We start from the raw sequence: 17,757 nt of genomic DNA on the forward strand, positions 1-17,757 counted from the left end.
GCTCGTGCACCGGAATACCGGTGAGCGATGTGGTGCTCTGGTGATACCGGTGCACGAGCGCGGCGAAGGGCTGGTGGGCGCATGACGGCAGACCAGACGGATCCCGTGGTCAGGAGCCCGTACGGGGCCGTACGCGGCAGGTACGAGCGGGGAGTGGCGGTCTTCCGCGGCATCCCCTACGCGGCGCCGCCCTTCGGCCCCCGGCGCTTCCGCCCGCCCGTCCCCCTTCCGCCCTGGGACGGCGTCCTGGACGCCGGCGCCTTCGGCCCCACCCCGCCGAAGCCCCCGTACTCCAGCGTCTTCGCCCACTATCTGTCCGACCCTGTCGTGCCCGGCGACGACTGCCTCAACCTCAACGTCTGGACCCCTGAGCCGGCCCCCGGAGCCCGCCTCCCGGTCCTCGTCTGGCTGCACGGCGGCGCCCTGACCAGGGGTTCCTCCGCCGTACCCGTCTACGACGGCCATGCCTTCGCCCGAGACGGCGTCGTCTGTGTATCGGTCAACTACCGACTGGGCGTCGAGGGCTACGGACTGTTCCCGGACACGCCACCGAACCCCGGCCTGCGTGACCAGATCGCCGCCCTGACCTGGGTGTACGAGGCCATCGAGGCCTTCGGCGGCGACCCCGGCCGCATCACCCTCGCAGGCCAGTCCGCCGGGGCGATCAGCATCGGAGCCCTCGTGGCCGCCCCGCAGACACAGGGGCTGGTCCGGCGGGCTGTCCTGCAGAGCGGGCCGCCCGAGGCGTCCGAGCGGGCCAAGGTACGGCGGATGGTGCGCCGGATGGCCTCCCGGCTGAAGATCCCCGCCACCGCCGAGGCCTTCGCCGCCGTCGACCGCGACCTGCTGCTGAGCACCCAGGCCGAGACGGGCAAGCTGAGCAGCCCGGTGGTCGGCGGCCCCGCCTTCGGGATCGTCATCGACGGCGACACCGTCCCGTGCGACCCCCTGGAAGCCCTCACCGAGGGCGGCGCGGCCCCCGGGGTCGAGCTGCTGATGGGCTGGACCCGGGACGAGTACCGGCTGTGGCTCGTCCCGGGCGGCCTCCTGGAACGCCTCGACCGCCTCGGGGCCGTCGCCCTGGCCGGTGCCATGGCCCGCTGTCACTGCGGCAGCGAGGTCCCGCGCGGCTACCGCGCCCTGCACCCCGAGGCGAGCACGGCGGACATCGTCGGCCAGCTCGTCACCGACCACCTCCTGCGCATCCCCCTGCACCACCTGGCCGACGCCCGGACGGAACCCTCGTACGTCTACGAGTTCGCCTGGCCCTCGAACCTCCCCGACCTCGGCGCCTGCCACGCGCTGGAGCTCGGCTTCGTCTTCGACACCGGGGAGGCCCCCGAGTCCCGGAAACTGGCCGGTGAGGGCGCGCCGCGGGAACTGGCCGACGCGATGCACTCCGCGTGGGCGCGCTTCGCCACGGACGGCGACCCGGGCTGGGAACGCTGGGAGGCGGCCCATCCGGTGCGCGTCTTCGGAGACCGCGCACCGGATGCCGAGGACGGCGTGGCCTACACGGCGTACGGCCCCCGGGACCGTGAACTCGCCCTCTGGGCGAGCGACGCCGTCACTCCCGAGGAATCCACCCTCGCATCGGTCCCTGCCGACGGTTCGCCCACACGCGGTACCGAACTGCGGTCGGCCGTACGGCGGATCCGTCGCTCCGGCGCACTCCGCCGGCACTGAGAAGCGTCACACCGCCCAGCAGGCCGGGCTCCTCCCGGGCCTCCAGGGGGAGGCGCTTCCGCGTGGCGTGACGAGTGCGTGAGGTGGGCGTGAGCCGCCGCTGGGAGCGTGGGCCGTCGTCAAGGACAGTCTGGGAAAAGGGGATTCGCGTGACCGTGATGGCCGAGACGGACGGTGTCGGGACCGCGCTGCGTGCGCTCACGTTCGAGCACACCGTGGCGAAGGCGCTCGTACACCGGCGGGCGCTGTCGGAGGTGTTCCTGACCGACAGCACGGCGGTCGACGACAGCCATTTCGTGGCCGGGGCGCAACTGCCGCCGTCCCACGCCTACTACACCGACCACACGACCTGGGGCGCGGTCGATCCGCTGTTCCTGCTGGAGTGCTGCCGCCAGGCCGAGACCCACGCGGTGCACGCCCACTTCGGGGCGCCGGACGGCACCAAGTTCGTGCTCCAGCAGTGGTCGATGGAACTGCCGGGCCTGGCCGCGCTCCAGCCGGCCCACGGGCCGGCCGAGGTGACGGTCGCGGCCACGACGCACGACGCCCAGTGGGTCGGCGGCTCGCTGCGCGGTCTGCGCTACCGCATGGCGATCACCGTGTCCGGGCGGCCCGTGGGCGAGGTGTCCATGCGGGTGAAGTACGTCGCCGACAGCGTGTACGGGATGCTCCGCGGCCGCCGGGACGGCGGCTCCACCCCGACGTCCGAGTCCTACCGCCGGCCGGCCACGGAGGGCCTCGTGGAGCCCGGGCGTGTGGGCCGGGAGCGGCCGGAGAACGTGGTGCTGCTCGACCCGGTCACCGACGGCCGACAGGTGCGGGCACGGCTGCTGGTGGCCGGCGGGCACCCCAGCCTGTTCGACCACGCCCAGGACCATGTGCCCGGCATGGTGCTGATGGAGGCGGGACGGCAGGCGGCCCTGCTGACCGCCGAGGAGCTCTTCGGGGCCCCGGCCTCGTCGTGGTCGGTCACCGGCCTCGAGGCGTCCTTCGACGCCTACGCGGAACTCGACGAGCCCCTCACGGTGGTCGCCGACGGCCACGGGCCCGGGGACGCCGCTGCCGGGGCCGTGTCGATCCCCGTGACGTTCGAGCAGGGCGGGCGCAGCGTCGCCCGGGCGGCCTTCACGCTGGAACGCGGCGGCGCGGGACGGTGACAGCGAAAAGGCGGTCCGGACCCCGCGGGGTCCGGACCGCCTTTTCGGAGGGGTTCACACGTCCTGGGCCGAGGAGGACTGGTCCAGGTCACGGTCACGGACCATGGTGAAGATGGCGACCGCACCGGCGAGGGCCACGCAGGCCAGCACCACGTAGACGACGCTCCACCCGTGCTGGAGCCCCTGTACCGCCCGGTCCACCAGCTCCTGCCCGCCGCTCTCCCGCACGGAACCCAGACGGCCCTGGACCACGTCGTCGGCCATCGCGCCACCGGCCGCCGGTCCGCCGTCCGCGGACAGCTGCTGACGGGTCGAGGTGAGCAGCAGCCCGCCCACACACGCGACGCCGATCGTCTCGCCGGCGACCCGGAGGGTGTTGAACATGCCCGACGCCATACCGCTGCGCTCGGCCGGCACCACGCTGACCGCCGCGTTGTCCATGACGCCGAAGGCGAGACCGATGCCGATGCCCGCCAGCAGCAGCGCCGCGTACAGCCCTGTGCGGGACGACACCGGGTCGGTGAACGTCATCAGCAGCAGTGCGACGGCCAGCACCGCCGGACCTACGGCGAGCAGCATCCGCACCGACAGCAGCCGCACCAGGGTGCCGGTGAACAGCGGCAGGACGAAGACCGGCAGCGTCAGCGGCAGCAGCATCGCACCGGACATCGTCGACCCCGCGCCGCCCGCGCCCTGGAAGTAGGGCGGCAGGTAGACCAGCAGCGCCGCGAACGCGAAGACGATGCTGACCGGCTGCCAGATGATGGCGACGAACGTGGGGCGCCGCAGCAGGCTCAGGTCGAACATCGGCTCGGCGACGCGCAGTTCGACCACGACGAACAGGGCGAGGAACAGCGCCGCACCCGCGAAGGAACCGAGGGTGACGAGCCCGCCCCACCCCTGCGAGGGCCCCTCGACGAAACCGAGGGCGAGCAGCATGAGGGCCAGGGTGAAGGTCAGCACACCGGGCAGGTCGATGCGCCGCGCACCCGGGTTCCTCGACTCGGGCAGCGGCCGGGCCAGGACGAGCACGACCGCACCGAGCAGAACGTTGACCAGGAAGACGGCGTGCCAGGACGCCACGCCCACCAGCAGGCCGGACACGAACGGCCCCATCGCCAGGCCGAAGCCGATCGAGGCGCCGAAGATGCCGAAGGCCCTGGCCCGGGCAGCCCCGCTGAACGTGTGGGCGAGCAGCGCGGAACCGCTGGTCAGCACCGCTGCCGCGCCCATGCCCTGAACGAAGCGCGCCAGGTCCACGAGCAGGATGGTGGGGGCGGTCCCCGCGACGAGCGAGGCCAGCGCGAAGACGGTCGTGCCGCTCAGGAACAGGCGGCGGCGCCCGAAGAGGTCGGCCGCGGAACCGGCCGCGAGCATGAAGGCGGTGAACGCCACGTTGTAGGCGTTCAGCACCCACTGGGTGGAGGCGGCCGAGGCGTGCAGCGCGCCGGACATGTCGGCGAGGGCGACGCCCGGCCCTGTGACGGAGATGGGCAGCATCACGGCGGCGAGAGCGATGGCTACCAGCACCCGCGTGGGGCCGACGGCGCTCGCCGCCCCGGGGGCGGTCTCCGCGGGGACGGTCCTGGGGGGTGACAGCTCGGAATCAACAGGTGACTGGGACATCGGAACCTATCGGGGGAGGGGGGAGTTTGTCAGAGCCGGGAGGCCGGCGAGGCATCCTGGGCGGTGAGCAGAGCGCCGAGTTCCGCGAACGTGCTCACCCGCGCGTCGATGAAGGACCCGAACGCCGACCCGTCGTCGTCCGAGAAGACGGCGCCGCGCATCAGCACCGTGCGCAGCCCCGCGATCTTGGCCGCGCGCAGGGCGAGCGGGGAGTCGTCCACCAGCAGCCACTGCCCCGGATCCACCTCGCCCTCGGACGCGAGCAGCGCCGCGTAGGTGTCCGGGTCGGCCTTGGAGGCGTGGTCGAGCGCCACGTAGTCCTCGGGCCCGAACAGGCCGTCGAGCAGCGAGCGACGCGCGGTGGTGCGGTCCATCGTGGAGAACACCCGCAACCGCACGCCCCGCTCCCGCTGCTGCGCGCAGAACGCCTCCACGCCCTCGCCGAGGGCCAGCGGCGTGCCCTGGACGGAGGTCAGCGACCTGAGCGCGTCGATCTCGGCGTTCAGGTGCTGCTCGATACCGAGGCCCGCGAACAGCACCCGCAGGCTCTCCCGCTGGGGAAAGGTGCTGATGGCCTTGAACTGCGTGACCGTCGCCTCGATCGGCAGCTCGGTGTGGCGGTTGATGCCCTCGTGCAGGGCGAGCAGCAGCAGGCTCGACGCGTTCAGGCTCAGCACTCCGTCGAAGTCCAGCAGCACGGTCTGCGGGGAAGCGGCGCGGTCCAAGGCGTAACTCCTGGGTGGGTGAAGGGAGGCGCGGCCGGAGTGGCCGGGACCGCGCGGGGCGGGGAGGGGGCGCCGGCGGTGCCGGACGGGCCGGGTGGCGGCCGGTCCGGCACACGGGACGGCGCGTCGGCTCAGTCGCGCCAGACGGAGTGCGCGGCGGCCTCGGCGTCGAGGGTGCGCAGCAGCTCCTCGTCGATGGAGTGCAGCGAGTCGACGATGTGCCGGGCACCGGTCTCGCGCATCAGCTGCGGCTGGAAGCTGTGCTCGAAGGAGCTGGGGTGGCCGATGAAGGGGATGTCGAGGGCCTTGGCGACCTCCGCCACCCGGGCCACGTCGTCGATGAACAGCACCTCGTCGTACTTCAGGCCGAAGACCTCGGTGGTGATCTCGCGCAGACCGGGGCGGAAGTCGTTGGTGCAGACGTAGCCGGGCTCGTCGAAGAGGTCGGCGTGCTCGCCCAGGAAGTGGTCGAAGTGCGACTTGGCGAGGCCGCCGTAGCTGACCGTCTTCAGGCCCAGCCCGCGCAGCCGCCGCAGCAGCTCGATCGCGCCGTCGAGCAGCTCGACCGGGTGCTCGCGGGTGTACTCCTCCCGCTCCTTGAAGTAGACGTCGATCGCCTCCTGCGCGGTCCACGGCACGCGTGCGGCGTTCGCCATGCCCTGGCCGCCCACCAGCTGCGGCTGGGAGAAGATGCTGCGCTCGACGTCGGCGGTGTACTCGCCGCCACGGCTGACGATGAAGTTGTGGATGACGGGGCTGAACGTGTCGTTCAGCAGGACACCGTCGATGTTGACGGCGGCCAGCTTGAGCTGCTTGAGCTTGTCTGCCATGGGATTCCTCGTTACGTGAGAAGGGGCGGGGAAAAACGGGGCCGGGGAGGCCGGCCGTCAGTGGCCGACGGTCGCCATGCCCGCGGGGTCGTAGCGCTCGCCGGAGACGACGTCGTGCGGCACCGCGGCCGACACGGCGGCCAGTTGCTCGTCGGTGAGGCGCAGTTCGGCGGCGGCGACGTTCTCGTGCAGATAGCGGGTCCGGCGCGTGCCCGGGATGGGGACGATGTCGTCGCCCTGCGCCAGCAGCCAGGCCAGCGCCAGCTGGACGGGGCTGCAGCCGTAGCTCTCGGCGAGCTCGCGGAGCCGCTCGACCATCCGGATGTTGCGCGCCAGGTGTTCCTGCTGGAAGCGGGGGTGCGAGTGCCGGAAGTCGGTGGGGTCGAGGTCCTCGGGCCGGCTGATCGCTCCGGTCAGGAAGCCCCGCCCGATCGGCGAGTACGCCACCAGTGAGGTGCCCAGCTCCCGGGCCACCGGCAGGACCTCCTGCTCCACCTCGCGGGTCCACAGCGAGTACTCGGTCTGCAGAGCCGCGATGGGGTGGACGGCGTGCGCCCGGCGCAGGGTCTCCGCGGTCACCTCGGACAGCCCCAGGTGCTTGACCTTGCCGGCCCGCACCAGCTCCGCCATGGCCCCGACGGTCTCCTCGATGGGGATGTCGGGGCTCTTGCGGTGCAGGTAGTAGAGGTCGATGTGGTCGACGCCCAGCCGCTGGAGCGAGGCGTCGACGGCCTGCCGGCAGTACTCCGGACCCGAGTCGATGTTCCGGCCCTGCCGCGGGTCGCTGTCGTCGCGCCGGATGCCGAACTTGGTCGCGAGGACCACCTGGTCGCGGCGGCCCGCGACGGCCCGGCCCACCAGGCGCTCGTTGTGGCCCTTGCCGTACATGTCGGCGGTGTCGAGCAGCGTGACCCCGCTGTCCAGGGCCGCCTGAAGGGTCGCCAGGGACTCGGCCTCGTCGGTCGGGCCGTAGAACTCCGACATCCCCATGCAGCCGAGACCGATCGCGGAGACCACCGGACCGTCGGTTCCTATCCTGCGTTGCTGCACTCAGTTCTCCTCGTGCGCGGTCGTGAGCCGGGTCGTGTGAAGGGGTGTCCGGAGCGCTTTGCGCCTGCACCGCGGGGCAGGCCGCCGCCGGACGCGTTCCATGCTGGCAACGCGTACTTACGCACCACTCATGTGCCGCTCACGGCCGACGTGAGCGGCACATGTGCCCTGCGTGGGCCGGTGGTGAGGGAAAGCGGAGGACGCGTTGCCACAGTGAGACCTCCGAGAGGCGCCGGAGCGCATCGGTGCACCACGACACCAGCCAGGAGGAACAACGCAGTGACGGCTACGACAGCGACAACGGCTGTGGCTGACAGCAGCACCTCGAGGACGTCCCGCGCCGCCGGGGACGCCGGATGACCGGCCCGGACCGGGCGGCGGTCGTCGCCGGCCTGGGAAGCTGGGTCCCGCCCACCGTGGTCACCAACGACGACCTCGCCCGGCAGCTGGACACCTCGGACGAGTGGATCAGCAGCCGCACCGGGATCCGCCGGCGCCATGTCATCGAACCGGGCGGATCGACCGGGGACCTCGCCGTCGAGGCCGGCCGCAGGGCCCTGAAGTCCGCGGGCGAGGAGCGGGCCGACATCGTCGTGGTCGCCACCAGCACTCCGGACCGCCCCTGTCCGGCCACCGCGCCCGAGGTCGCCGACCGGCTGGGGCTCGGCGGCGTCGGCGCGTTCGACATCGCCGCCGTGTGCACGGGCTTCGTCTACGCCCTGGGGACGGCGGCCGGTTTCCTCCAGGCGGGCTTCGCGCGCTCCGTCCTGGTCATCGGGGCGGACACGTTCTCCACCATCCTCAACCCGGCCGACCGTACGACCCGGGCCATCTTCGGGGACGGCGCCGGTGCGGTGTACCTGCGCGCCGGTCGGGCGGACGAGCCGGGTGCGCTGAAGGGGCTCCACCTCGGCAGCGACGGCGGCCAGAGCGACCTCATCCAGGTCGCGGCCGGCGGTTCACGGCAGCGGTCCACCGGCCTGCCGGCCCCGGCGGAGGCCGCCTACTTCACCATGGAGGGCCGCCCGGTCTTCGGGGAGGCCGTGCGCCGCATGGCGGCCTCCGTGACCACGACGGCCGAGGCCGCGGGCTGGGCCGTCGAGGACATCGACAAGGTCGTCCTCCACCAGGCCAACGCGCGCATCCTGGCGGCGGTCGCCGAACGCGTCGGCCTGCCGCTCGAACGGTTCCCCGCCAACATCGAGCGGGTCGGCAACACCGTCGCCGCCTCGATCCCGCTCGTCCTCGCCGACGCGTCGGCCGACGGCGAACTGCGTCCCGGGCAGCGCGTCGTGCTCGGCGGATTCGGCGGGGGACTCACCTGGGGGTCGGTGGCCCTCGTCTGGCCCGACATCACCGCGGCCTGACCCCCCGGCATCACGGCTGCTGCCACCTCTCACCCTTCATCAACTCATCGCATCACAAGGAGAAAACCATGCAGGCGATCGCGGAGCGGGTCTCGGTCCTTCTCTCCGACCAGTTCAAGGTCAAGCCCGAGATCATCGCGTCCGAGGTGACCCTCGGCAAGCTGTCCTTCGACTCCCTGGTCCTGATCGAGCTCGGCCTCGTCCTGGACAAGGAGTTCGGCGTGGAGATAGCGGACGGTGAACTCACCGAGGAGCACACCCTGGACGACCTGGTCCAGCTCCTGTCGGCCAAGGGAGCGGCGGTCTGATGGCGGACGGTCGTACGAACGCCGTCGCCGTCACCGGTCTGGGCCTGGTGACCCCGGCCGGGATCGGCGTGGCCGAGAACTGGGAGCGGGTGCTGTCAGGACGTTCCTGCGCCACCCGCGACCCCGCACTCGGCGAGCTGTCGGTGGACTTCTCCTGCCGGGTACCGGGCTTCGACGCCGGTGAACTGCTGGGCGGCTTCGCCGGCTGGCAGCTGGAGCGCTTCGTCCAACTCGCCCTCGTGGCCTCCCGGATGGCCGTCGCCGACGCCGGATGGGACTCCACGACCTGGGACGGCGCCCGGGTCGGGGTGGTGCTCGGCAACTCGCTCGGCGGCCCCGCCACCTTCGCGGAGCAGCACGAGACGCTGCGCGAGCGCGGGCCCGAGAAGGTCTCGCCCCTCCTGGTGACGAAGTACATGCCGAACATGGTCGCCGGATATGTGGCGATCGACTGCGGTGCCCGGGGGCCGAGTCTGGTCACCGCCACCGCGTGCGCGTCCGGCGCGACCGCCATCGGCATCGCACGTGACCTGCTGCGCTCCGGCGTCTGCGACATCGTGCTCGCGGGCGCCAGCGAGTCCGCGCTGACCCCCACGGTGATGGCCGGGCTGTGCAAGATGGGCGCCCTGTCCAAGTCGGGGGACGCGCCCGAGCACGCGGGCAAGCCGTTCGACGCGGAACGGGACGGCTTCGTGGCCGCCGAGGCGGCCGGCGTGCTCGTCCTGGAACGGGAGGCGGACGCCCGCGCCCGGGGCGCGAATGTCCGCGCCCTCGTCAGCGGTTACGGATCCTCCTCCGACGCGCACCACGCCACCGCCCCGCACCCCGACGGGGAGGGCATCGAGCGAGCCCTGCGCGCCGCCCTGGCGGACGCCGGGGCCGCCCCCTCGGACGTCCGTCACGTCAACGCGCACGGCACCGCCACCGCGATGAACGACCTCGTCGAGGGCCGGATGCTGCGCCGTGTCCTGGGCGACGCGCCCCTGGTCACGTCGACCAAGGGGGTCACCGGCCACGCGCTGGCGGCCGCGGGCGCCATCGAGGCGGCGTACACGGTGCTGGCCGTGCAGCACGGCACGGTGCCGCCGACGGCGAACCTGAAGAACCCGGACCCCGCCATCGAGCTGGACGTGGTCAGCGGCGCACCCCGCAGCACGCCGGTGGACGTCGCCGTCAGCACCTCGCTGGGCTTCGGCGGCCACAACGCCGCGCTCGTCATCACAGCGGCCTGAGTCCCACGGCGGGCCGGGCTCTCCGGGCCGGGAGCACGCTCCCGGCCCGGAGAGCGCGCGTCCGTGCCCGACCGCCGCGCCTCCCCACCAAGGAATGAGCATGCTTCCCCACTCCGACGACTGGACGCAGGTGCTGCGCCCCTCGGCACGGCGCGGCAGCCGAGTCGTGGTCTTCCCGCACGCCGGCGCGGGCCCGCAGCGCTACTCGAGCGTCCTGGCCGGACTGCCGGACACGGTGGAGGTGGTGGGCGTCACGCTGCCCGGGCGGGAGCGGCGCGCGGGCCTCGCACCCGCTACGACCGTGACCGCCGCCGTGTCGGGCATCGGCCGCGGACTGCGCGACCTGGCCCCCGCCCCCACCGTCTTCTACGGGCACAGTCTGGGCGGGCTGCTGGCGCTCGCCGTCGCCCATGCGGGCGGCGGGCGCTGCGACGGCCTGGTCGTGAGCTGTTCCCAACCGGGCGCCGGAAGCCGGCCGCGCCCGGAACAGCCGGGGTCCGCGGCCGAGTTGGCGGAGATCCTCGCGACCCACCGGCTGCCCGCCGACGCCCTGCGCGACGCGTCGCTCAGCCCGGCGCGGCAGGTCCTGGCCCATGACCTCGCGCTCGCGCGGGACGCGCTGCGCGCCGTGGAGCCCCTCCGGCTCACCGTGCCGTTGACCGCGCTGGCCGGCACGGACGACCCGCTCGTCCCGCCGGGCGTGCTGCCGCTGTGGGCCCGCTTCACAGCGGGCCCGTTCCGTGCCCGGCTCGCCGGGGGCGGGCACTTCTTCCCCTTCACCCCGTACGGTCGGGGCGTCCTGCTCGAAGAGCTCGTGGCGACCCTGACGGCCGTTCACCGAGCGGGGCCGCTACGCCCCGACAAGGTGGGGTGAGCGGTCGTCCAGGAAGGTGTGCTCCAGCGCGTCGTCACAGTTCAGGATCTGCTGCTGGAGGCGGCGCAGCCGGTGCGAGGGCTCCAGGCCGATCCCGTCGGTCAGCGCGGCACGCAGGCCCTGATAGGCCGCCAGCGCGTCGTTGCGGCGGCCGGAGAGGTACAGCGCCAGCATCAGGTACTCGTGCAGCACCTCGTCGTAGGGATTGAGGGCCACGAGGGCGTGCAGTTCGCCGATGACCTCGGCGTAGCGGCGCAACCGCAGGTCCAGGCCGACGCGCTGGCTCAGCACCGCCTTGCGGTCCTCCTCCAGCCGAAGCACGTGCGGGTGCAGCACGGGCCCGGCCGGCACATCGGCGAGGGGCGCGTCCCGCCACAGCTTCAGCGCGTTGTTCAGCTGGGCCGAGGCCCCCGACAGGTCACCCCTGGCCTCCGCCTCTCCCGCCAGCGAGACGAGCCGGTGGTAGCCGACGATGTCGAACTGCTCGCCGGGGACTTCGAGCCGGTAACCGGTGGCCTCGGTGATCAGCGTCTCCTTGGGGAGACGGTCCGAGGGCCCGCCGTCGACGGCGCGGCCGATGCTCTTGCGGATCTGCATGACGCAGTTCTGGATGCCCGTCGAGGCGCTCATGGGCACGTCGAGGCCCCACAGTTCACGCTCGATGGCGGCCCGCTGCACCACGCGGCCCCGGTTCAGGATGAGCACGGCGAGGAGCTTCCTGGCCTTCAGCGCCGTGGGGACCACCGACACGCCGTTCATGGTCACGCGCAGGGGACCCAGCACTCTGGCGATCATCCGTCCTCCTCCTCCAGGGATGCTGTGTAGCCGTCTATCAATGGACTGTAGCTCATGTTTCTACTCGTGGCGCTCGCCGCTATCGCTCCATACTGAAGGTAATGGCAGGTCACCAACCTTGCTAAGCAGGTCAAAAGTCGTCCTTAGCGCGATGGTCTCCTGGTGTTCACTGAGTCGACTGGAAGTCAAACTTGGTCTCTGGTGTACTTTTGGATCCTGACACCACATCACTTAGGGGGGACCTGGTGCAGCAAGGCGGCATGCCCGAGATCGCGATCGTCGGGATGGGATGCAGATTTCCCGGAGCGCGTGGGGTGCGTGAGTTCCGGCACCTGCTCGAAGCCAACACCGACGCCGTCACGCCCGTACCGGAGGACCGGTTCGACATCGGGCGGTACCACCGCGCACAGCCCGGTGAACCGGGCACGACCGTCTCGCGGCACGGTGGGTTCATCGACGATCTGTACGGCTTCGACGCCGCCTTCTTCGGCATCGCCCCGCGCGAGGCGCTGGCCATGGACCCTCAGCAGCGGGTCCTCCTCCAGGTGGTCTGGGAAGCGCTGGAGGACGCGCACATCCTCCCGTCCTCGCTGGCGGGCAGCCGCACCGGCGTGTTCGTGGGGCAGGCGACCGCCGAGTACGGAGACCTGGCGGAGTCCGGGGGATTCCAGGACGTGCACGGCATGGCGGGCAGCAGGCTGCGGACGATGACCGCGGGACGTCTCTCCTTCGCCCTCGACCTGCGGGGCCCCAGCCTGGTGGTCGACACCGCGTGCTCCTCGTCCCTGGTGGCCGTGCATCTCGCCCGGCAGAGCCTGCTCACCGGAGAGAGCGACATGGCCGTCGCCGCGGGAGTCAACGCCGTGCTGTCACCGTCCGACGCCGTCACCTACTCCCAGGGCGGCATGCTCGCCCCCGACGGGCGCTGCAAGTTCGCCGACGCCTCCGGTGACGGCTTCGTACGTAGCGAAGGAGTGGGGACGGTCCTGCTCAAGCGCCTGCCCGACGCGCTGCGCGACGGTGACCGGATCCTCGCCGTACTGCGGGGAAGTGCCGTCACCAACGACGGCCAGGGCAGCGGAATGCTGCTCCAGCCCGCCGTGTCCGGACAGACCGAGATGATCCGCGCCGCCTGCCACAGCGCCGGCATCACCCCGGACCAGCTCGACTACGTGGAAGCGCACGGCACCGGCACCCCGGTCGGAGACGACGTCGAACTGCGCGCCCTGGCACAGGTGCTGAGCGCAAGGGACGAGGAGGGCGAGGAGGACGGGAGAGATGAGGGCGACGAGGGCCGGTCCCGGTCCCGTCCGCTGCTCATCGGTTCCGTCAAGACCAACATCGGGCACGCCGAAGCCGCCGCCGGGATCGCGGGCCTGATCAAGACCGTGCTCATCGCCCGGCACCGCACCGTCCCCGCTTCACTGCACCTGCGCACACCGCACCCCGTCCTGGCCGGGGGCGCTGCCCCCCTCGAACTCGTCGCGCGCAACACCCCGCTCGTGCCCGGCGGCCCTGCCGCGGTCATGGGCGTCAGCTCCTTCGGCCTCTCCGGCACCAACGCCCATGTGATCGTCGGCGAGTACGTGCCCGAACCGGCCCACGAGCCGCTACCGGAACCGGCCGCCCCGGCCGGCGAGGAGCCGCGGTTGCTGGTGCTCAGTGCCCGCACCCCGGCGGCCCTCGGGCAACTCGCCGCACGCCACGCCGCCTTTCTGGAGGGCGCCGAGGGACGCGCCTTCGCGCTGCGGGACATCTGCCACGCCGCCGCCACGCGCCGTGACGCCCACCCCCACCGCCTGTGGGCCGTGGGCCGCACCCATGACGAACTCGCCGCCGCTCTGCGCGCCCTGGCCGCGGGCGAGGAGACCCCGGACGGAGGGACGGCCGACGCCGGCTTCACTGGTGACCGCCGGATCGCCTTCGTCTTTCCCGGGCAGGGCTCGCAGTGGCTCGGGATGGGGCGCCACCTGCTCGCCTCCGAACCTGTGTTCCGGCACACCCTGACCGAATGCGACGCCGCCGTCCGGGAGGAGCTGGGGTGGTCGGTCATCGGCCTGCTGACCGGCGACGGCGAGAACCCGCCGCCGCGGGACCTTCCCGACGACGTCGCGGTGGTGCAACCCCTGCTGTGGGCCGTGCAGGTGTCGCTGGCCGCGCTCCTGCGCGCCAAGGGGGTCGACCCCGGCCTCGGTATCGGGCACAGCATGGGCGAGGTGGCCACCGCCCAGGTCTGCGGCGCGCTGTCGCTCAGGGACGCCGCCTCGGTCATCTGCCGGCGCAGCTCCCTGATGCAGCGGCTGGCGGGGCGCGGCGCCATGCTCGCCGTCGAACTCGACGCGCTGACGGCGGCGGACGTCGTGGCGCCCCACGGCGACGCGGTGTGCGTCGCGGCGGAGAACGCCCCCGGGGGCACGGTCCTCGCCGGCGACGCCCGCGCTCTGCGGCGCATCGCCGAACGCCTCGAGGCCGAAGGAGTGCAGAGCCGGCACGTCAAGGTCAACGTGGCGTCCCACTCCCCGTACATGACGGAACTGCGGGACGACCTGGCCGCCGCCCTCGCCCACCTCACCCCGCTGCCCGCCCGTACCGCGATGTTCTCCACCACCCGCTGCGAGCCGGTCGACGGACCCGAGCTGGACGCCGCCTACTGGGTGGACAACCTGCGCGAGCGGGTGCGCTTCGTCGAGGCCGTGCGGGCGGCCGCCAAGGAGGAGACGGTGTTCCTGGAGGTCGGCCCGCACCCGCTGCTCGTCCAGTCCGTCGCGGCGGTCCTCGCGGAACAGGGCGCCGCACCGGCCGCCGTGGCCACCCTCAAGCGTCACCAGGACGACGGCGAGAACATCGTCCGGGCGCTGGGGCAGCTCTTCTCCCACGGCGGCCGCGTCGACTTCGGCCGCTTCTTCCAGGGGACCGCGCCCCACGTCCCGCTGCCGACGTACGCCTGGGACCAGGAGCAGTTCAGGAAGGATCCGGCTCCCGCGGCGGCGCCCGCCGGGCCGGCCGAGCACGTACGCGAGATCGAACTGCGCGAGCTGGGTCTGGACGACCTCGGGGAGAGCGTCCGCACGCGAGGCGGCGCGGCCGTCGTACCGCCGGTGGTCTACTTCAAGGCCGTCCTGAGGGCGGCGGGCACCGTCGCGCCCTGCGGTGAAGGCGTGCTGGAGGACGTCGAGTTCGGGAGCCGGCCCCTGGAACTGGAGCGGGCGCGCGATGCCGCGGTACGTGTGTGCCTGGCGCCCGCCGCGCAGGAGGGGACCTTCGTCTTCACCGTCACCGTGGCGCGCACCCCGGACGGCGCCCGGGACGGCGAGCTGTGCATGACGGGCAGGTTCCGTGCGGCCGGCCGGAGCGTGGCGGCGGAGCGGCGGGGCGGGGAGCTGCTGGACGCCGGTCTGACGCGGTGCACCTCGTACGTGCCGGCGGGCGAGTTCTACCGCCGCGCCCAGGGCCGTGGCTACACCATCGACGCCTCGCTGCGCACCGTGGCCCAACTGTGGTGTTCCGACGGCGAATCGGTGGCTCGCATGCGCCGTGCCGGAGCGGGGGCGACCGGACTCGAGGCCGGGCTTCTGACGATGCTCGCCGCGTGGCCGCACTCCACGGGCGCAGGGGTGAGAGCGGACGGCTATGTGCCGGTGTCCTTCGGCCGCGTCCTGGTCCGTGACGAGGAGGCGGTCGGCCGGGACCACTGGTGCGTGGCCCGCTTCACGCCCGGCGACGGTACGGACGACGCCCGCTGCGATGTGTGGCTGACGGCCGAGGACGGCCAACTGATCGCGGAGTTCCGGGACATACGCCTGCGCGAGCGAGCGGCCGGTTCCGCCCACGAGGTGCCCGCCGGGGCCCGGGCGGCGGAAGACCCCGCGCCGGCTCCCGCGACCACGACCGCCCCTCCCGTGACCTCGACCGCCCCTCCCGAGACCGCCGCCTCCGGGCCCGGCCTCGCCGCCGACGACGTTCTGAAGCAGGCCGCCACCGTGCTCGGCCTCTCGGCGACCCGGCTCGATCCCCGCAGGCCGCTGCGGACCCTGGGACTGGACTCGCTGCTGGCGACCGAGCTCAGGGTGCGGCTGCACCGCACGGCGGGTGTCGACATACCCGCCACCCGGCTGCTGGGCCGCGAACCCATCGGTGTGATCGCCGCTTCCGTGGCGTCCGGGCCCTGATGTCATGGCCAAACGAAGACCATGACTCATAGATGTACCGTGGTATAATTTTTGGGGGCCAGGGGGAGCCCGCACAACGACGTGAGAAGGCGAGGAAGCACATGGCCTCTGAACCTGCCCGCCCCCTCGGGCGCAGAGAGCGCAGCAAGCAGCGGGTGCGGGACCGGATCTACACATCCGCCCTGACCCTCTTCGCGGAGCAGGGCTACGACGGCACCACGATCGACCAGATCGCCGAGCACGCCGACGTGGCCCGGGGCACCTTCTTCAACTACTTCCAGCGCAAGGAAGACCTGGTCACCGCCTGGGCCGAGGCCCGGAAGCGGCGCCTGGAGCTGGCCATGGAAGAGTCGATGAAGTCCCGGAACGACGATGTGACGGTGCATCTGGAGCGGTGCATGGCGGCACTGGCGGAGTTCAACGAGTCCGAGCGCGAGATCACCGCCGCCATGCTCCAGGCCTGGGTGAAGGCCGGGCAGCCCCTCCTCGAGGAGCCCTACGCGGGCCAGGTCTTCGCCAACATCATCGAAGCCGGCCGCCAGCGCGGGGAGGTCAGCTTCGACATCGATCCGATGAGGGTCGGCAACATCCTCCGTGATTCCTATCTGGGCCTGCTCTACCGCTGGTCACAGGACCCGGGCGGGCGTGTGCCGCTCCACATCGAACTGCGCGAGGTCCTCAGGATCGTCCTCACGGGCGTCCTGTCGTACTCCCAGCACGGGCGCGGAGTCCCGGCGTCGCAGGCTCCCGCCTCCTCGCTCGCACCGACGTCGCAGGCGTAGCGGGTCACCGCGCCGGGGGCGGGCCCACCGAATCCCGCACCACCACGTGCGTGCCCAGCAGCAGGTGCTCGTCCGCGGCGCCCGGGGTGTGTTCGAGGGCCGTGCGGACGGCGAGACGGCCCAGTTCCTCGTAGGGGACGTGGACCGTCGTCAGGGCGGGGTGCAGATCGCGGGCGAAGGGGATGTCGTCGTACCCGGCGAGGGAGACATCGCCGGGGACGGACAGGCCCGCCTCGTGCAGTGCGGTGAGGGCGCCCGCGGCGACCATGTCGGTGGCGGCCACGACGGCCGTGAAGCCGAGGTCGTCCGCGAGCGCCTGCCGCATGAGGCGGTGGCCCGCGTCGCGGGTGAAGTCGCCGTGCAGGACGAGGGATTCGTCGGGGGTGAGACCGCGGGCCCGGTGGGCGGCGAGGTAGCCGCGTTCGCGGCCCAGGGCCGTGGTGTGGTCCGCCCGGCCGCCCAGGAACAGCACCCGGCGGTGCCCCTGGGCGAGTACATGGGCGACCAGGGTGTAGGCGCCGCCCTCGTTGTCGTACTCGATGACCGTCACCGGGGCGCCGGGGTCCAGCGGTGGCCGGCCGCACAGGACCAGGCGGGAACCGGCCGAGGCCAGGGAGTCCGCCATGCGGTGGGTGCGTTCGCGGTACTCGGGGGTGTCGGCGCTGCCGCCGACCAGGATCACCGCGGCGGCCCGCTGGGCGCGCATCATCTCGACGAACTCCAGCTCGTGGCGGACATCGCCCTCCGTGCTGCACACCAGGCAGAGATGGCCGAGCCGGGTCGCCTCGCGCTCCACGCCGTGGGCCATGTGCGCGAACGACGGGCCGGTGATGTCCTCCAGCACGAAGGCCAGGGTGGGTGTGCCGACGCCCGCGATCGCCTTCGCCCTCGCGTCGGCCACATAGTCCAGCTCACGGACCGCCCGCAGCACGCTCCCGCGCGTCGCCGAGCTCACCGGATACACGCCGCCCAGCACCCGGGACACCGTCGACGCCGAGACGCCCGCGCGCAGCGCCACGTCCCGGATGGTGCTGCGGCTCGCGTCGCCGCTCTTCCTCGTCATGCCTGCCTCGTCTCTCCCGGGCCCCGGTCCGCACCCGCCCCCTCGCGAGCTGCGGCAACGCCATGGCAACCGGTTCCCATGGACATGGACGGA

General features: G+C 72.5%; 14 protein-coding genes. 8 read left to right on the forward strand and 6 right to left on the reverse strand.

Annotated elements, in window-relative coordinates:
• Window positions 1-81: 81 nt before the first annotated feature.
• Both ACIBK5_RS22205 and ACIBK5_RS22210 read left to right on the forward strand, forming a co-directional pair.
• Window positions 82-1,686, forward strand: a complete 1,605-nt coding sequence (locus tag ACIBK5_RS22205; RefSeq protein WP_399021603.1) for a carboxylesterase/lipase family protein — start codon at window positions 82-84, stop codon at window positions 1,684-1,686.
• Window positions 1,687-1,844: 158 nt separating this feature from the next.
• Window positions 1,845-2,843 carry a ScbA/BarX family gamma-butyrolactone biosynthesis protein gene (locus ACIBK5_RS22210; RefSeq protein ID WP_399021756.1) on the forward strand — a complete coding sequence of 333 codons (999 nt, stop codon included), beginning with the start codon at window positions 1,845-1,847 and terminating at the stop codon, window positions 2,841-2,843.
• A 54-nt stretch (window positions 2,844-2,897) separates the two neighbouring features.
• Here ACIBK5_RS22210 and ACIBK5_RS22215 read toward each other — a convergent pair whose 3' ends face one another.
• The 4 genes from ACIBK5_RS22215 to ACIBK5_RS22230 all read right to left on the reverse strand — a co-directional run bounded on the left by ACIBK5_RS22215 (window position 2,898) and on the right by ACIBK5_RS22230 (window position 7,074).
• The gene (locus tag ACIBK5_RS22215) at window positions 2,898-4,469 is read right to left on the reverse strand and encodes an MFS transporter (RefSeq protein ID WP_399021604.1); all 1,572 of its coding nucleotides are present in this window, start codon (window positions 4,467-4,469) and stop codon (window positions 2,898-2,900) included.
• A 29-nt stretch (window positions 4,470-4,498) separates the two neighbouring features.
• Window positions 4,499-5,194, reverse strand: coding sequence for an HAD family hydrolase (locus ACIBK5_RS22220; RefSeq protein ID WP_399021605.1), 696 nt, complete (start codon window positions 5,192-5,194; stop codon window positions 4,499-4,501).
• A 131-nt stretch (window positions 5,195-5,325) separates the two neighbouring features.
• Window positions 5,326-6,024: an HAD family phosphatase gene (locus ACIBK5_RS22225; protein WP_399021606.1), complete on the reverse strand. Its 699-nt coding sequence runs from the start codon at window positions 6,022-6,024 to the stop codon at window positions 5,326-5,328.
• Between the two features lie 57 nt (window positions 6,025-6,081).
• The gene (locus ACIBK5_RS22230; protein ID WP_399021607.1) at window positions 6,082-7,074 is read right to left on the reverse strand and encodes an aldo/keto reductase; all 993 of its coding nucleotides are present in this window, start codon (window positions 7,072-7,074) and stop codon (window positions 6,082-6,084) included.
• Window positions 7,075-7,430: 356 nt separating this feature from the next.
• Here ACIBK5_RS22230 and ACIBK5_RS22235 point away from each other — a divergent pair, with 356 nt between their 5' ends.
• The 4 genes from ACIBK5_RS22235 to ACIBK5_RS22250 all read left to right on the forward strand — a co-directional run bounded on the left by ACIBK5_RS22235 (window position 7,431) and on the right by ACIBK5_RS22250 (window position 10,855).
• Window positions 7,431-8,441, forward strand: a complete 1,011-nt coding sequence (locus ACIBK5_RS22235; RefSeq protein WP_399021608.1) for a beta-ketoacyl-ACP synthase III — start codon at window positions 7,431-7,433, stop codon at window positions 8,439-8,441.
• Between the two features lie 68 nt (window positions 8,442-8,509).
• A complete protein-coding gene (locus ACIBK5_RS22240) occupies window positions 8,510-8,749 on the forward strand; it encodes an acyl carrier protein (RefSeq protein ID WP_020272690.1) in 240 nt (79 codons plus the stop codon).
• Window positions 8,749-9,981, forward strand: coding sequence for a beta-ketoacyl-[acyl-carrier-protein] synthase family protein (locus tag ACIBK5_RS22245; protein ID WP_399021609.1), 1,233 nt, complete (start codon window positions 8,749-8,751; stop codon window positions 9,979-9,981). The genes ACIBK5_RS22240 and ACIBK5_RS22245 overlap by 1 nt, the downstream gene beginning before the upstream one ends.
• 100 nt (window positions 9,982-10,081) lie before the next feature.
• Entirely contained in the window at window positions 10,082-10,855 is a 774-nt protein-coding gene (locus ACIBK5_RS22250) for a thioesterase II family protein (protein ID WP_399021610.1), read from the forward strand.
• On the opposite strand, the gene ACIBK5_RS22255 is transcribed toward ACIBK5_RS22250, so the two are convergent.
• Entirely contained in the window at window positions 10,832-11,650 is an 819-nt protein-coding gene (locus tag ACIBK5_RS22255; protein ID WP_399021611.1) for a BTAD domain-containing putative transcriptional regulator, read from the reverse strand. The two genes, ACIBK5_RS22250 and ACIBK5_RS22255, sit on opposite strands and share 24 nt — an antisense overlap.
• A 260-nt stretch (window positions 11,651-11,910) precedes the next feature.
• Here ACIBK5_RS22255 and ACIBK5_RS22260 point away from each other — a divergent pair, with 260 nt between their 5' ends.
• On the forward strand, window positions 11,911-15,819 hold the full coding sequence (locus ACIBK5_RS22260; RefSeq protein WP_399021612.1) for a type I polyketide synthase: 3,909 nt from the start codon (window positions 11,911-11,913) through the stop codon (window positions 15,817-15,819).
• Window positions 15,820-15,920: 101 nt separating this feature from the next.
• The gene (locus tag ACIBK5_RS22265) at window positions 15,921-16,601 is read left to right on the forward strand and encodes a TetR/AcrR family transcriptional regulator (protein ID WP_399021613.1); all 681 of its coding nucleotides are present in this window, start codon (window positions 15,921-15,923) and stop codon (window positions 16,599-16,601) included.
• A gap of 4 nt (window positions 16,602-16,605) precedes the next feature.
• Here ACIBK5_RS22265 and ACIBK5_RS22270 read toward each other — a convergent pair whose 3' ends face one another.
• Window positions 16,606-17,664 carry a LacI family DNA-binding transcriptional regulator gene (locus ACIBK5_RS22270; RefSeq protein ID WP_399021615.1) on the reverse strand — a complete coding sequence of 353 codons (1,059 nt, stop codon included), beginning with the start codon at window positions 17,662-17,664 and terminating at the stop codon, window positions 16,606-16,608.
• Between the last annotated feature and the right edge of the window lie 93 nt (window positions 17,665-17,757).

It is taken from the genome of Streptomyces sp. NPDC050546, assembly GCF_044457425.1.
Lineage (GTDB): Bacteria > Actinomycetota > Actinomycetes > Streptomycetales > Streptomycetaceae > Streptomyces.